This is a genomic window from Mixta sp. Marseille-Q2659, assembly GCF_940807255.1.
In the GTDB taxonomy this organism is placed as follows: domain Bacteria; phylum Pseudomonadota; class Gammaproteobacteria; order Enterobacterales; family Enterobacteriaceae; genus Mixta.
Map to the genome: position 1 here is coordinate 1 of NZ_CALNWY010000052.1, position 14,482 is coordinate 14,482.

12 protein-coding genes and 4 pseudogenes are annotated in these 14,482 nt (G+C 56.3%); 12 read left to right on the forward strand and 4 right to left on the reverse strand.

The genetic code is table 11. The features are described 5' to 3' along the window. The coding region (locus P3C52_RS20295) for an IS3 family transposase (protein ID WP_275556675.1) at positions 1-213 on the forward strand (213 nt) is incomplete at its 5' end. Between the two features lie 9 nt (positions 214-222). Further along, positions 223-315, forward strand: a pseudogene (locus tag P3C52_RS20985) (lipoprotein); the annotation flags it as partial. A gap of 193 nt (positions 316-508) precedes the next feature. On the opposite strand, the gene P3C52_RS20300 reads toward P3C52_RS20985, so the two are convergent. Together P3C52_RS20300 and P3C52_RS20305 are read right to left on the reverse strand one after the other, a co-directional pair. Next, on the reverse strand, positions 509-1,177 hold the full coding sequence (locus P3C52_RS20300) for a YecA family protein (protein WP_275556676.1): 669 nt from the start codon (positions 1,175-1,177) through the stop codon (positions 509-511). Positions 1,178-1,443: 266 nt separating this feature from the next. Beyond that, the gene (locus P3C52_RS20305) at positions 1,444-2,103 is read right to left on the reverse strand and encodes a hypothetical protein (protein ID WP_275556677.1); all 660 of its coding nucleotides are present in this window, start codon (positions 2,101-2,103) and stop codon (positions 1,444-1,446) included. Between the two features lie 840 nt (positions 2,104-2,943). On the opposite strand from P3C52_RS20305, the gene P3C52_RS20310 reads away from it, so the two are divergent. The 7 genes and pseudogenes from P3C52_RS20310 to crtB all read left to right on the forward strand — a co-directional run bounded on the left by P3C52_RS20310 (position 2,944) and on the right by crtB (position 10,535). Continuing rightward, positions 2,944-3,498, forward strand: a complete 555-nt coding sequence (locus P3C52_RS20310; RefSeq protein WP_275556678.1) for a YtfJ family protein — start codon at positions 2,944-2,946, stop codon at positions 3,496-3,498. 245 nt (positions 3,499-3,743) lie between these two features. After that, positions 3,744-4,660 (forward strand): annotated as a pseudogene (locus P3C52_RS20315) (polyprenyl synthetase family protein). Further along, positions 4,660-5,687 (forward strand): annotated as a pseudogene (gene fni / locus P3C52_RS20320) (type 2 isopentenyl-diphosphate Delta-isomerase). Before P3C52_RS20315 ends, fni begins: the two co-directional pseudogenes overlap by 1 nt. Next, positions 5,684-6,943: a glycosyltransferase gene (locus P3C52_RS20325; RefSeq protein ID WP_275556680.1), complete on the forward strand. Its 1,260-nt coding sequence runs from the start codon at positions 5,684-5,686 to the stop codon at positions 6,941-6,943. Before fni ends, P3C52_RS20325 begins: the two are co-directional and overlap by 4 nt. Next, a pseudogene (gene crtY, locus P3C52_RS20330) lies at positions 6,943-8,114 on the forward strand (lycopene beta-cyclase CrtY). Before P3C52_RS20325 ends, crtY begins: the two are co-directional and overlap by 1 nt. After that, entirely contained in the window at positions 8,107-9,588 is a 1,482-nt protein-coding gene (locus P3C52_RS20335) for a phytoene desaturase (RefSeq protein ID WP_275556681.1), read from the forward strand. The pseudogene crtY and the gene P3C52_RS20335 overlap by 8 nt, the downstream one beginning before the upstream one ends. Beyond that, on the forward strand, positions 9,585-10,535 hold the full coding sequence (crtB, locus tag P3C52_RS20340) for a 15-cis-phytoene synthase CrtB (RefSeq protein ID WP_275556682.1): 951 nt from the start codon (positions 9,585-9,587) through the stop codon (positions 10,533-10,535). The genes P3C52_RS20335 and crtB overlap by 4 nt, the downstream gene beginning before the upstream one ends. A 4-nt stretch (positions 10,536-10,539) precedes the next feature. On the opposite strand, the gene P3C52_RS20345 is transcribed toward crtB, so the two are convergent. After that, the gene (locus P3C52_RS20345) at positions 10,540-11,106 is read right to left on the reverse strand and encodes a sterol desaturase family protein (protein WP_275556683.1); all 567 of its coding nucleotides are present in this window, start codon (positions 11,104-11,106) and stop codon (positions 10,540-10,542) included. Positions 11,107-11,489: 383 nt separating this feature from the next. Here P3C52_RS20345 and P3C52_RS20350 point away from each other — a divergent pair, with 383 nt between their 5' ends. Genes P3C52_RS20350 through P3C52_RS20360 form a run of 3 tightly spaced genes read left to right on the forward strand, consistent with a single transcriptional unit; the run spans position 11,490 to position 14,416 of the window. Beyond that, a complete protein-coding gene (locus P3C52_RS20350; protein WP_275556684.1) occupies positions 11,490-12,809 on the forward strand; it encodes a DNA cytosine methyltransferase in 1,320 nt (439 codons plus the stop codon). 22 nt (positions 12,810-12,831) lie between these two features. Beyond that, a complete protein-coding gene (locus P3C52_RS20355) occupies positions 12,832-13,419 on the forward strand; it encodes a hypothetical protein (RefSeq protein WP_275556685.1) in 588 nt (195 codons plus the stop codon). A 7-nt stretch (positions 13,420-13,426) separates the two neighbouring features. Continuing rightward, the gene (locus P3C52_RS20360; protein ID WP_275556686.1) at positions 13,427-14,416 is read left to right on the forward strand and encodes a hypothetical protein; all 990 of its coding nucleotides are present in this window, start codon (positions 13,427-13,429) and stop codon (positions 14,414-14,416) included. Here P3C52_RS20360 and P3C52_RS20365 read toward each other — a convergent pair. Beyond that, on the reverse strand, positions 14,410-14,482 hold a 73-nt coding region (locus P3C52_RS20365; RefSeq protein WP_004200914.1), incomplete at its 5' end, for an IS1 family transposase. The two genes, P3C52_RS20360 and P3C52_RS20365, sit on opposite strands and share 7 nt — an antisense overlap.

Here is a 14,482-nt window from a genome sequence, read left to right on the forward strand (position 1 = left end):
AGCCCAATGGAGCGCTTCTTCAGGAGTCTGAAGAACGAATGGGTACCGGTGACGGGTTACACAAGCTTCAGCGATGCAGCCTGGGCAATAACGGACTATATCGTTGGGTATTACAGCGCGCTCAGGCTGCATGAATATAACGGTGGATTACCACCAAATGAACCGGAAAGTCGATACTGGAAAAACCCTAAAGCGGTGGCCAGTTTTTGTTGACCACTACAATCTGGAGAGCGGTATTCCTTTGCGTATGATGTTCAATCTGATAAATCAGAGTCACATTTAGTCACTGCTGAATTTTCTTGCCCTAAAGAATAAGAGAGCGTTCCGCCACTCAGTTTCACTTCAACACACACCGTATAAAGCTGATGATTCGCTCCTCCTCCTTTTTCAATACTAAAGCTTCAATATTCAAACATGTTAAATTTTCTCAGGCACACCTTTTCTGATTATGCCTCTCTATTATTGAATTTTCACAGCCATAAAAAATGCGCCCGCAGGCGCATCTCATTCAGTGCAGGCAGCACTGCTTATACTTTTTACCGCTGCCGCAGAAGCAGGGATCGTTGCGGCCCGGTTTCTGCTCGGCAACCATCGGCTGCTGCGGCGCAGGTATCGCCTCCGGCTGGGCAAGCCAGTAATCGTGCAGTGCCAGCGCGGCGGGGCGAATAGCGGCGAAACGTTCTTCCATCTCTTCCGGGGAGAGCGTCTCCAGCTGCGGGAAATTCTCTTCCCTGCCGTGCAGGGCGATGGCGTCGAGTGCAGGCTGTAGCTCTGCCGGCAGCGACGACCAGTCGCTTAACGCCACACCGCGCATATAGCCGAAACACCACTCTTCCACCACGGTAAAATCCTGGCCTTCGGTCTCACGAACGCCAAACAGCGGTTCGAACTGCTCAGGGAAGTCGGCAAGGCGATCGGCAATATCGTTCATATGCTGGAAGCACAGCTCCATAAAACGATTCATCTCGCGCTCGTTGCTCCACTTAGGAATGCGGTTCTGTCCACCCCAAAGCGCAACCAGCCATTCGCTCGGCTCAATGCTTCTTGGGCCGGAAAGCACGGCGGTCAGCAGGCCATCCAGCTCGGCGACGTCCACGATCGATTCATCGTTGCCATATTTTTCCAGCATTTCGTCAAGCCATTGCAGCTCTTTCTCGGTCAATGGGCCTTCTTTCATACTGTTGCCTCCTGGGCGCTTAGGTACAAAACCGCAGCAGTGTACACGCTTATCTGCTCAGCTTAGTTATAAATCTGGCAACAGGCCCAGCGCGGTGGGGGGAACTTTACGATAGCTGCCAGAATGAATACTGATCCGGCAGCTTTATCCACGTGAGAACAATTATTAATAATAAAGGATGTTTCACAGAAAAGGCCGTTATATATTAATATGCCAAATTATGAATATCTTTATTATGAAAAAAGTATAGTGCTACCCTCAATAAATCATTTCAGCATATGAAGGAATTGAATCATTGAGTTCTCTGTCATCAATTTTACTTTTTCATAATAAATTGGTTCAGGTAATGGAGAATCCCAGGTATGAATATCATTTTTATTAAAGGCGATGCATCTCATCGCTGTCGCCTTCAAGTCTTTCCCTTTTTTATCATACTCACTAAAATCATTCACAGTGAATCTCATGCTTTCTTTTCTTGCTTTTTTTATCTCGGCTGGACAAACCAATTTTATATTTCCAAGCGAAAATTCGCTAACGCCAGTAATGAAAAATTTCTCAGGGATATCTTTATAATATCGGGTGTTCCAGAGGGCATTGTTAAACATAGCATGTGAATAGATTTTTCTTTCGATGTAATATTGATGAGTTCGCCAGTCACTGATTCCTGACAGATACATTGCCATATTGATTACCATGTTAGGCAATGGTCTGTACCAGATACTAAATACAGCAATTACAATAGGGATACTAACTAAAATAGCAGTGATACTTGTGACCCAGCCTTTCTTTTTACGCTCATTTACCACCATAGCGCCTGGCAGGATGCCGATAGTAACAATAGCAGAAGCCAACACAGTAATTATTACTATCTCAGTCCAGTCATTTGTGCCCTCGCTAAAATCAAGTTGATTAAGCGGAAACATCATGGGAAGTATCTGTACAATTCCAGGCCCCAAAAGTTGTAAAGGTAACCAAAAAACTAACCCTTTTTTTGGGGTAAACGCTCAAATTTTTTGATACGGTGTAGCGAAGGTGTACGTAATTTAAATAAACGGGAGTAAGTAAAGTGATAGCTAAAAGCAAGAATGATTACGAGGGATAAAAATGTAATCACGTAGCCATTCCATTCCGTAAAGTAATATGTTGAATAACCAGCAATTAACATGAGGCATATAAGTGAGCTATTTATATAGCAAACACTGGAAACGCTATGGGGAATAGCAGGATACTTCTTAAAATGTTTTTCATAACCGGTATAAATAACGATTAAAATAAAAGACGATATAAAAATTATCAAGCTAAATCCCAGAAGTGATAAAAGAGTGAAGAAAAATATAATGCTTAAGGATGAGCTGATACTTGCAGCATCAAAGAAAACATCCAGCCTTTCAATATTTGATAAGTAAAGCCATATGACAGCTATCGTGCATCCGGTAATAAAAGTCGAGGAAGTTATTAATGAAATAATAAATCTCTTGCTTATAGTTCTTAAAAGGGCTGTTTCCATGCGTCGAGTCCCATGCTGATATATCGTTTGGTTTGTCTGGAAGGATTTATATGTTCAGTAGTTTTGCCAGTTAATTAGCGCGTAAACGAACCGGCAATACCTTCATGATACATGCCCCCCTATTGTACGCACCGTAATTTACAGCAATTTTCCTGGCAATATAAACCAGCTTCCTTTAATCATCCTCAAACCCATTCATCCGCCAACCTCAACCGCAGCGTTTATAGTCATTGGGCTTCCTCATAACTCTGGAGAACTCATGACGCTGCGCCTGCCTTTACTGTTGATCCTGACCTGTCTCTCTTTTTACGCTCCGGCACATAACCTTATCGACGGCCAGCGCGTGGCGCCGGTTGGCGTTGCGGATAAGGGGGAACTTATCCTGCAACAGGGCGAGCCGGGCTACCGCAGCTGGAACAGCGCGCGGCTCGCTGGCAAAACCGGCGTGGTGCTGCATATGGCGGGCCGCCTCTCGGCCAAAGCGCTGAATGAGTCGCTGATTCAGGCCATCGCCGACGCGCGTTTCCCGGCGCAAACCTTCCAGATCACCACCATTGTGAATACCGACGATGCGATTCCCGGCAGCGCGATCTTCGTGCGGCGCAGCCTCGAAAGCAGCAAGCAGCAGACGCCCGCCGCGCTGTTCGTGGTTGATGAGCAGGGCGCAGTCAGGCGCGCCTGGCAACTGGAGGCGGGCGGTTCCGCCGTCGTGGTGCTGGATAAACAGGGACGGGTGCGTTTTGCTAAAGATGGCGCGCTTACACAGGGCGAAGTGCAGCAGGTTATAACGCTGATCCGGCAGCTGTTGACCTGAAAATGCAGCGGTAACAAGCGTAGCGCGGCGGCGGGTTGTTAATTGCGGGTAAATCTTTGTGACGTAACCGCTGCACAAAAGGAAAATTCTGAAGATTGCGCTACGCTTTGCAAACACAGCAAAGCAGAAAACAGCGCCAGCGTTCTGCTTTGAAACTACGTTATGCAGGTCACTGCGGCTCTCCATCTGCCGTCACCATGCGCTTCTGTAGAAATCGCCGCGATGAGGAACCAGGGACAGCAACGATGAACGCCAACTATGAAGATGAACTGCAAGCACTCCGGGACGCGCTGCAACTCCGCCTCGATCAGCTCCTGCCGGCGGGCGAGCAGCAGGATCTGGTCTATACGGCAATGCGCGAAGGCACGCTGGTCGCGGGCAAGCGCGTAAGGCCGCTGCTGTTGGTGCTGGCGGCGCGCGATTTAGGCTGCGATGCCGCGCAGCCCGGCCTGCTCGATCTCGCCTGTGCGGTGGAGATGGTGCATGCCGCATCGCTGATGCTGGATGATATTCCTGCATGGACAACGCGCAGCTGCGTCGCGGCCGACCGACCATTCACCGACAGTATGGCGAAAACGTCGCGATACTCGCCGCCGTCGCGCTGCTGAGCCGCGCCTTTGGCGTGGTCGCGGAGGCGCAGTCGCTGCCGCACGCCTGCAAAACGCAGGCGGTTGCCGAACTCTCTACCGCCGTCGGCCTGCAAGGCTTGGTGCAGGGCCAGTTCCTCGATCTGAGCGAGGGTGGCCACGCGCGCAGCGCTGAAGCGATCCTGCTGACTAACGAACTGAAAACCAGCCGACTGTTCGACGCCACGCTGCAAATGGCGGCGATCGTCGCCGATGCGCCGCCGCAGGCGCGCCAGCGTCTGCGCTGCTTCGCACAGGATTTAGGGCAGGCGTTTCAGCTAATGGATGATCTCGCCGATGGACTGAGCGGCACCGGCAAAGACCTCAATAAAGACAGCGGTAAATCGACGCTGGTGGCGATGCTGGGTGCCGACGCGGTACATCAGCGGTTACGCGAACACTTGCGCAGCGCCGACGAACATCTCGCCAGCGCCTGCAAGCGGGGCGTTGCCACCCAACGGTTTATGCACGCCTGGTTTGATAAACAGATGGCGCTGTTCGGCCAGAGCAGGACGCAGTCGCTACCGGAGTGTTAATGAAGGACCTGACTCAACGCAAAAACGATCATCTGGATATTGTCCTGAACAGCGCGCCGCGCGTTAAAAAGCAGGCTACCGGCTTTGAGCAGTGGCGCTTTGAACACTGTGCGCTGCCGGAACTCAGCCTGGATGAGATCGATCTGCGCGTCCCGCTGTTCGGCAGGACGTTGCAGGCGCCGCTGCTGATCAGTTCAATGACCGGCGGCGCCAGCCGGGCAAAAACCATTAATCGCCATCTGGCGCAGGCGGCGCAGGCGCTGGGGCTGGCGATGGGCGTCGGCTCGCAGCGCGTGGCGCTGGAAAGCGACGATAACTGGGGCTTAACCCGCGAACTGCGGCAGGTTGCGCCGGATATTGCGCTGCTGGCCAATCTGGGCGCGGCGCAGATCGCCAGCACAAAGGGCCTCGACTATGCGCGACGGGCGGTAGAGATGATCGAGGCGGATGCGCTCATCATTCATCTCAATCCGTTGCAGGAGGCGCTGCAGAGCGGCGGCGATCGTGACTGGCGCGGCGTGCTGGCGGCGATAGAAAACACGGTAAACGCACTGCCGGTGCCGGTTGTCGTCAAAGAGGTTGGGGCCGGACTGTCGGTTGCAGTAGCGCAACGGCTGGCCGAGGTGGGCGTGGCGATGCTGGATGTGGCGGGTGCGGGCGGCACCAGCTGGGCGGCAGTAGAAGGCGAACGCGCCGCAACGGAACATGCACGCGCGGTGGCGATGGCCTTTGCCGACTGGGGCATTCCCAGCGCGCAGGCGCTGTGCGATCTGCATCAGGCGCTGCCGCAGATGCCGCTGATCGCCTCCGGCGGCATCGCTGACGGCATCGACGTTGCCAAAGCGCTGCGTTTAGGGGCGACGCTGGCGGGCGGGCGGCGGGCGTGCTGGGCAGCGCGACCATCTCCGGCGAGGCGGTCGCGGCGCATTTTCAGGTCGTGATCGAACAGCTGCGCGTCGCCTGTTTTTGTACCGGCAGCGCCAGCCTGAGCGCGCTGCGTCAGGCAACGCTGGTACGCGATCGATGAGCCACTTTGCCGTTATCGCGCCGCCGCTTTACAGCCATGTGCGGGCGCTGGAAGCGCTGGCGCAGCAGCTGATAGCGCGTGGTCATCGCATCACTTTTATTCAACAGGCGGAGGCGCGCACGCTGCTCAGCGATGCGCGCATCGGCTTTCTGGCAGTTGGCGAACAGAGCCATCCGACGGGCAGCCTGGCGCGCACTTTACGGCTGACGGCGCGCCCGTCCGGGCTGGGTATTTTTCGGCTGATTGACGATCTGGCGAACACCACCGATATGCTGTGTCGCGAACTGCCCGCCGCGCTGCAAAAAAGCGGCGTGGATGGGCTGATTGTCGATCAGATGGAGGCGGCGGGCGGCCTGGTGGCCGAGGCGTTGGGGCTGCCGTTCGTCTCGGTAGCCTGCGCGCTGCCGGTTAACCGCGATGAGCAGATCCCGCTGCCGGTGATGCCGTTTAACTATGGAACCAGCGCGCGCAGCCAAAAGCTCTACGCCTCCAGCACCAGAGTTTATGACTGGCTGATGCGGCGCCAGGGCGAGGTGATTGCCCGGCACGCGCGCGCCTTCGGTCTGAGCGAGCGGCGGGCGTTGCATGAATGCCTGTCGCCGCTGGCGCAAATCAGCCAGACCTTGCCTGCCTTCGATTTTCCTCGTCAGCTACCCGCCTGCTTTCATGCCGTCGGCCCGCTGCGTAATGCGGCGGCGTCGCCAGGCAGCGAAAAGGGCAATCGGCCGCTGGTGTTCGCTTCGCTGGGGACGCTGCAGGGGCATCGCTATCGTCTGTTCCTGAATATTGCGCGCGCCTGTCGCCGCCTTGATGTACGTCTGCTGATTGCGCACTGCGGCGGACTGAATGCCGCGCAGGCGGCAAAGCTGGCAAGCTATGGCGCAGAGGTCACCGATTTTGCCGATCAGTCAGCGGTGCTGTGCCAGGCGCAGGCGGTCATCACCCACGGCGGGCTGAATACCGTAATGGATGCCATCGCCAGCGCCACGCCGATCCTCGCAATTCCGCTGGCGTTCGATCAGCCGGGCGTGGCGGCGCGCGTGGTTTACAGCGGCATTGGCCGTCGCGCCTCGCGCTTCGCTGGCAGCGGCACGCTGGCGCAACATCTCAAGGCGCTGTTAAGCGATAACGGGTATCGCCAGCGGCTGATCGCCATGCAGCCGCAGCTCCGGCAGGCGGGTGGCGTGGCGTTGGCGGCGCAGATCGTCGAGCAGGCGCTGAGCGCGAAGCGGCCGGTGCTGGCGGGAGCCGCCTGATGAAAGCGCGCTGGGATTTGATCCTGGTCGGCGGCGGGCTGGCCAACGGGCTAATCGCCTGGCGGCTACGCCAGCTACGGCCTGAGATTGATCTGCTGCTGATTGAGGCGGGCGCGCAGGCGGGCGGCAACCATACCTGGTCCTTCCATCAGGACGACCTGACGGCTGAGCAGCAGTGGATCGCGCCGCTGGTGGCGCATCGCTGGCCCGGTTACGAGGTGCGTTTTCCGCGCTGACGCGTACGCTGGATGGCGGTTATCTCAGCATTACTTCCGAGCGTTTTGCGGCGGTAATAGCGCAGGCGCTGGGCGACAGATTACTGCTTAATACGCCGGTTGCCAGCCTGACGCCTGGTTCGGTTACGCTGGCTAATGGTGAGCGGCTAAGCGCCGCCGCCGTGATTGACGGGCGCGGCTATCAGCCCAGCCCGCATCTGACCATTGGCTTTCAATCCTTCCTGGGGCAACAGTGGCGGCTCAGCCAGCCGCACGGCTTGACGCGCCCGCTGTTGATGGATGCCACGGTGGATCAGTCGGCGGGCTATCGTTTTGTGTATACGCTGCCGCTCTCCGCTGACGAAGTGCTGATTGAAGACACGCACTATATCGATCGCGCCACGCTCAGCAGCGATCGGGCACGCCAGCATATTCAGGAATACGCGCAGCGCCAGGGCTGGCAGCTGGCGCAGTTGCAACGCGAAGAGCAGGGCAATCTGCCGATTACGCTGGCAGGCGATTATCACGCCTTCTGGCGGGAAAAAGCGGGCCAGCCATGCAGCGGATTGCGCGCCGGACTGTTTCATTCCACCACCGGCTACTCGCTGCCGCAGGCGGTGGCGCTGGCCGACCTGGTTGCCCGCCAGCCGAATCTGGACGCCGCCGCACTGTTTAATCTGCTGCACGCTTATGCGCAGCGCCAGTGGCGGCGCCAGCGCTTCTTCCGCCTGCTTAATCGCATGCTGTTCCTGGCGGGACGCGCCGATCGCCGCTGGGAGGTAATGCAGCGCTTTTATCGACTTAATCCAGGGCTTATCGCCCGCTTTTACGCCGGCCAGCTGAGGCTGACCGATATGGCGCGGATCCTGACGGGCAAGCCACCGGTTCCGGTTGGCGAAGCGCTGCGGGCCGTACTTAAACAAACTCCCCGGCTGCGAGCCTTCAGTGATGAATAAAACAATTGTAATCGGCGCCGGTTTTGGCGGCCTGGCCTTAGCGATTCGCCTGCAGGCGGCAGGCGTTCCCACTTTGCTGCTTGAACAGCGCGATAAGCCGGGTGGCCGCGCCTATGTTTACCAGGATCGGGGCTTTACCTTTGATGCCGGGCCAACGGTGATTACCGATCCCAGCGCCATCGAGGAGCTGTTTACCCTGGCGGGCAAAAAGATGGCGGATTATGTCGACCTGCTGCCGGTCACGCCGTTTTACCGCCTGTGTTGGGAGTCGGGCCAGATCTTTGATTACGACAACGATCAGGAACGACTGGAGGCGCAGATCCGCCGCTTTAATCCGCGCGATGTGGAAGGCTACCGGCGCTTTCTCGATTACTCAAAAGCGGTGTTTAAAGAGGGCTACCTGAAGCTGGGCACGGTGCCGTTTTTATCGTTTCGCGACATGCTGCGCGCCGGGCCTCAGCTGGCGCGGCTGCAGGCCTGGCGCAGCGTTTACAGCATGGTGGCAAAATTTATTGAAAATGAACATTTACGCCAGGCGTTCTCGTTTCATTCGCTGCTGGTGGGCGGCAACCCGTTCGCCACCTCCTCGATCTATACGCTGATCCATGCGCTGGAGCGCGAATGGGGCGTCTGGTTCGCGCGTGGCGGCACCGGCGCGCTGGTGCAGGGGCTGGTGCGGCTGTTTGAGGATCTGGGCGGTCAGCTGATGCTGAATGCGGAGGTCACGAAGCTGGAAGCGGAGGGGGCGCGTATCAGCGCGGTGCAGCTGGCGGACGGACAGCGTATCGCGGCGGCGGCGGTCGCCTCCAACGCCGACGTGGTGCATACCTACGAAAAGCTGCTGGGGCATCATCCCACCGGCGTGGCGCGTGCGGCCAGCTTAAAGCGCAAGCGCATGAGCAACTCGCTGTTTGTGCTTTATTTCGGCCTCAACCATCATCACAGCCAGCTGGCGCACCATACCGTTTGCTTCGGGCCGCGTTATAAAGAGCTGATTGAGGATATTTTTCATCGCGATGCGCTGTCGGAAGACTTTTCTCTCTATCTGCACGCGCCCTGCGTCACCGATCCTTCGCTGGCGCCGCCCGGCTGCGGCAGCTATTACGTACTGGCGCCGGTGCCGCATCTGGGTACGGCGAATCTTGACTGGACGGTGGAAGGGCCGCGCCTGCGCGATCGCATTTTCGCCTATTTGGAACAGCACTACATGCCCGGCCTGCGCGATCAGCTGGTGACGCACCGCATGTTTACACCGTTTGATTTTCGCGACCAGCTTGGCGCGCATCACGGCTCAGCGTTTTCCATTGAGCCGATCCTGCGCCAGAGCGCCTGGTTCCGGCCCCACAACCGCGACAGCCGCATTCCCAATCTCTATCTGGTCGGCGCGGGCACCCATCCGGGCGCGGGCATTCCGGGCGTTATTGGATCGGCGAAGGCCACCGCCGGACTGATGCTGGAGGCGCTTTCCCGATGAACAGCACGTTGATGGATCATGCCACCGAGACGATGGCGGTCGGCTCAAAAAGTTTTGCTACCGCGTCGAAGCTGTTCGACGCGCCAACCCGCCGCAGCGCGCTGATGCTTTATGCCTGGTGCCGCTACTGCGATGACGTTATCGATGGTCAGGTGCTGGGCTTTCATCATCCGGCGGCCAGCAGCGGCAGCGCACTTCAGCGGCTGGAGATGCTGAAAACCCAGACGCAGCGCGCCTTTGCCGGCGCGGAGATGCAGGAGCCCGCCTTTGCCGCCTTTCAGGAGGTGGCGACCCGCCACAGCATTCCGCCGCAGCTGGCGTTCGACCATCTGGAAGGGTTCGCTATGGATGTACGCGAAACCCATTATGAAACCCTTGAGGATACGCTGCGCTACTGCTATCACGTGGCGGGCGTGGTCGGGCTGATGATGGCGCGCATTATGGGCGTGCGCGACGAGGCGGTATTGGATCGCGCCTGTGATTTGGGCCTGGCGTTTCAGCTGACCAATATCGCCCGCGATATCGTCGAGGATGCGCAGGCGGGGCGCTGTTATCTGCCCGCACAGTGGCTGGCGGCGGAAGGGATGAGCGCCGCGCAGATTCCCGAGCCTGCTTATCGCCCGCATCTGGCGCGTCTGGCGCAGCGGCTGGTGGCAGAAGCGGAGCCCTATTATGCTTCGGCGCTGGCGGGCCTGCCCGGATTGCCGTTGCGTTCCGCATGGGCGATCGCGTCGGCGCACGGCGTCTATCGGGAGATTGGCGTTAAGGTCAGTGCCGCAGGCCCGCGCGCCTGGGATCGGCGGCAGGGCACGCATCGGCTGGAAAAAGTGGGATTACTGATTAAAGGCGCGGCGCTGGCGCTGGGTTCTCGCGTTGCCAATCCGCCGCCGCGCGATCCCGCTTTATGGCAGCGCCCGCGCCGTAAAAGCGGACATCACGGCCTGTGAGAAATTAGCGACGATCGGGTTGTTCGGCGTTTTGCTCTGCGTTTGACGGACGGGCCTCTTTGCTGGCGTTCTGGCGGGAAGCCGCACGAGGCGGACGCGCTTTCTTGCCGTTGCGCTCGCGCAGCGTCGCCTGCAGCTTCTCAACCGGCGGCGCATAGAGAAAGCCGAAAGAGACGCAGTCTTCTTTCCCGCGCACCGCATGATGCAGCCGATGCGCCATATAAAGCCGTTTCAGGTAGCCGCGGCGCGGAATATAGCGAAACGGCCAGCGCTGATGCACCAGTCCGTCATGCACCATAAAATAGATCGCGCCATAGAGCGTCATCCCGGCGCCGATCCATTGCAGCGGCCAGTAACCCGCCGTGCCCAGCGCAATCAGCGCAATCGCCAACAGCGCGAATACCACGGCGTAGAGATCGTTTACCTCAAACCAGCCGGTACGCGGCTCATGATGAGAGAGATGCCAGCCCCAGCCCCAGCCGTGCATGATGTACTTGTGCGCCAGCGTGGCGACGACTTCCATGATGGCGACGGTCGCCAGCACAATCAGGGTATTCCACAGCACCAGCATCGTGACTCCTTGTTTCCCCGCCCCGGCATCTGTGTGCGCGTGGCGGTAACGCTTCAAAGGCTCTTGCCCACCAACAAAAACTGAAAAGGCCGCTGCCCGTTCAGGCTTTCACGTGATGCTGAGTATAGCAACAGAGCCGCCAGCGTGAGGGGCAGCGTGGTTATTATTTCTTATTATCCTGCCGGATAAATAAATATATTAATAAACAGAATTATTCGAGAGAAATAATCGTTATTATTTTCTTGCGCGTTATTTTTAATAAAAATATTGAGTAAACAAATAAACGGTAATTTTTATTTTTATACTGATCTCGTCGCTTATTGGAATCTGCCCTTTATTCGATTATAATGCGCGCGATAAACAGGTTTCCAGGTCACGATATAATGATGAATAACTTTGAGCTTTTCCAGGATTCAGAAAATGAATCATCATGGTTTAACAAGGCGTTAGAAAAACTAAATGTCAATTATTCATCAGGCTGGCCAGATATATTTGGCGAGAAAATTCAGGCCGCATTTGAAAATAAACAAAAAATAAAAACTCTGAGCCTGTTCAGCGGCGGCGGCGGCCTGGATATTGGTTTTCATCAGGCGGGTTTCGACATTGTTGAATGTAACGAAATTATCCCTGAGTTTGCCAAAACGCTGGAAATGAATGCGCAGCCCGGCGGCATTTTGCACGGCAGCCATGTCGTTTGTCAGGATATTAACGCTTACGATCCAGACTTGCAGGATATTGACTTTATTATCGGCGGCCCGCCGTGTCAGACCTTTTCCGCCGCCGGTGCCAGGGCGGCGGGCGTTAACGGCACCGATGACGAGCGTGGCAACCTTTTCCTGCAGTACGCACGCCTTATTTATAAGCTCCAGCCTGCGGGCTTCCTGTTTGAAAATGTCTATCGCGTGATCGGCGCGCAGTCCGGCAAAGCCTGGGAACAGATCCAGGCGGCCTTTGAAGAGCTGGGATACAAGCTGCACTGGCGCATTCTGGATGCGGCGGATTACGGTGTGCCGCAGTTCCGCGAGCGGCTGATTATCGTCGGTCTGAAAAAGGGGCAGTTCAACTTCCCGCAACCTTCGCATGGGCCGGACTCACAGGACCAGCGCGACTACTATTCAGCGGCGGACGCCATCGCCAGCGTTACCAGCGCGGTCATTCCAAAACCGATCGGCGGACGGCACGGCCATCTGCTGGAGGATATTCCGCCGGGCCTGAATTACAGTTTCTACACCGAAAAAATGGGCCATCCGACGCCCTGGTTCGCATGGCGATCCAAGTTTTCCGATTATCTCTACAAAGCGGATCCAGAGAGGCCGGTGCGGACGCTGAAAGCGCAGGGCGGGCAATACACCGGCCCGTTCAGCTGGGAAAACCGCCCTTTTTCTATTGAAGAGCTGAAGCGGCTGCAAACCTTCCCGGACCGCTATCAGCTTAACGGCGCGCGGCAGAAAGCGATTCATCAGTTAGGCAACTCGGTGCCGCCGCACTTTGCGCGCATTCTGGCGCTGAGCATTCGCGACCAGGTGTTCGGTGCCGAAATGCCGTTTGCGCTGCGCTATCTGGATAACAGCGTCGAGCTGGGTTTTCGCGCCAGGAAATCGGCGCTGACTAAGGTTTACGCGCAAAAAGCGAGTGAAGCGATAGCGCTATTGAAGCGCCAGCGCAGCCAGAGGCGAAAGCGGCGAAGGCCAATTTTTCTTTAACGTCGGCAGCGATCTTAAGGTAATGCTGAGCAGCCAGCCAAACGCGGCGGATTACGGCGTACATTATGCGCTGATAAAAGAGACGCTGACCCTCGCTCTGCGCGATCGACAAGATGCCGCCGCGGATTGCTATCGCATTCAGATCCAGCTGGCGACGCCGGTTTCCGGCATTCGCACTATCGTGATGGATAGCGGCTTAACGGAAAAAACTTCGCTGCTGCTGCTATGGAAAGCGCTGGAAATCATCGCCCGCCAGCATCTGCATAAAGACGATCTGGTGCAGCTGTTTGGCTATTACCAGTATAAAAATCGCTACCATATTGCCATCGACTACTTTGCTCCGCAGATGCAGCAGGATACTTTCTGGACGCTTTATCAGCATATCGCCCAGGGAACGGAGACCGGTGAAATTATGCCGAAAGCGACGTTATGTCAGCGCTATAAATGCACCCTGGCAACGCTGACGCAAACGCTGGTGGCGCTGAAAGCCATTGGTTTTGAGATTCGCAACAGCAATACGAACAAGCAGATAAAAGAAGGTATGGTGCTGATTCCTTATCCTTATCCCACGCTGAACGAGCGCAGCCTGCAACGCTTAACCATTCTGTGAGAAAAAAATGACAGAGAAATATATTCGGGTTTTTACCGATCGCAGCGAGTATTACAGCGAGACGGGCGAGGTAACGGTTTACCACGAAGGGCCGATGTCGGCGGGCGCGCAGGCGCGTTCTAAGCATATCCGAAGCGAATTTGAAAAAGGGTTTCTGGATAATCTGATTGTGTCGTTGAAAGCGGGCGAAACGATGCCTGATCACACCCTGATCAGCGAGCCGACGCTTACCAGTATTGAGAGCCTGGTGAATCGCGTGACCAGCGAAGTAGGGCGCGCCCTGATCGGCTTAACGGTTATGCAGCTTGCTATAAAAGCCGTTTCGCCGGAGCAGTCGATACGTCTGCATAAAGGCAGCGAAAAGAAAGGCAGCTTTTCCTGGGTTGAGGGCATTTCCATGCGCACCCTGGATAAAAGCTACGTCACGCCGGTATTGCGTCGTCACGATCTGGTTAAGCTGAACGCAGACGGCTTTATGATGACGCGCTCGCTGGCGGAAAATTATCCCTATTCCGACCTCTACAAGGCAAACATTCGCGGCGCGCGCGAAGAGTGGCTCAACGTGGTTTACGAGCTGGAAAACGGGCTGACGCATCCGCTGGAGTCGCTGAAGCTGATGCTTTCCATGCTGATTAACTCGGAAAGCGAATTTAAAGAGATGACGGACAAGCTGCTCAGCGCGCTGCAAAGCAAGCTGCATTACTTTTCCAGCCGTCGCCAGGTGATGCAGTTTATCCAGCAGCATCTTCATCATGCTACGCATAGCGCCCGACTGCTGGAAATTAGTATGCACAGCCTGATGCAGGCGGTGATGGAGAATGGTTTTTACAGCAGTTATCAGCTGCGCCCTCTGTCACAGATGCGTTCGGCAAATAAGAAACACGGCAATATTGGTGATATTGAACTGGTTGATGGCCCGGTAATTGTTCACGCCTGGGATGCCAAATATGATAAAAGCTATTTGCGCCATGAGATGGTAATGACTCCAACTTACTGATAGTGTTTTATGTTCAGATAATGCCCGATGACCTTGTCATGCAGCTCCACCGATTTTGAGAACGAC

What these genes read in the sequence shown, in the direction of transcription:
- P3C52_RS20345 (WP_275556683.1), bottom strand. Translation starts at nt 11,106, where the DNA reads ATGCTGGTGCTGTGGAATACCCTGATTGTGCTGGCGACCGTCGCCATC.
- P3C52_RS20355 (WP_275556685.1), top strand. Translation starts at nt 12,832, where the DNA reads ATGCTGAGCAGCCAGCCAAACGCGGCGGATTACGGCGTACATTATGCG.
- P3C52_RS20360 (WP_275556686.1), top strand. Translation starts at nt 13,427, where the DNA reads ATGACAGAGAAATATATTCGGGTTTTTACCGATCGCAGCGAGTATTAC.
- P3C52_RS20335 (WP_275556681.1), top strand. Translation starts at nt 8,107, where the DNA reads ATGAATAAAACAATTGTAATCGGCGCCGGTTTTGGCGGCCTGGCCTTA.
- P3C52_RS20325 (WP_275556680.1), top strand. Translation starts at nt 5,684, where the DNA reads ATGAGCCACTTTGCCGTTATCGCGCCGCCGCTTTACAGCCATGTGCGG.
- crtB (WP_275556682.1), top strand. Translation starts at nt 9,585, where the DNA reads ATGAACAGCACGTTGATGGATCATGCCACCGAGACGATGGCGGTCGGC.
- P3C52_RS20310 (WP_275556678.1), top strand. Translation starts at nt 2,944, where the DNA reads ATGACGCTGCGCCTGCCTTTACTGTTGATCCTGACCTGTCTCTCTTTT.
- P3C52_RS20300 (WP_275556676.1), bottom strand. Translation starts at nt 1,177, where the DNA reads ATGAAAGAAGGCCCATTGACCGAGAAAGAGCTGCAATGGCTTGACGAA.
- P3C52_RS20305 (WP_275556677.1), bottom strand. Translation starts at nt 2,103, where the DNA reads ATGATGTTTCCGCTTAATCAACTTGATTTTAGCGAGGGCACAAATGAC.
- P3C52_RS20350 (WP_275556684.1), top strand. Translation starts at nt 11,490, where the DNA reads ATGATGAATAACTTTGAGCTTTTCCAGGATTCAGAAAATGAATCATCA.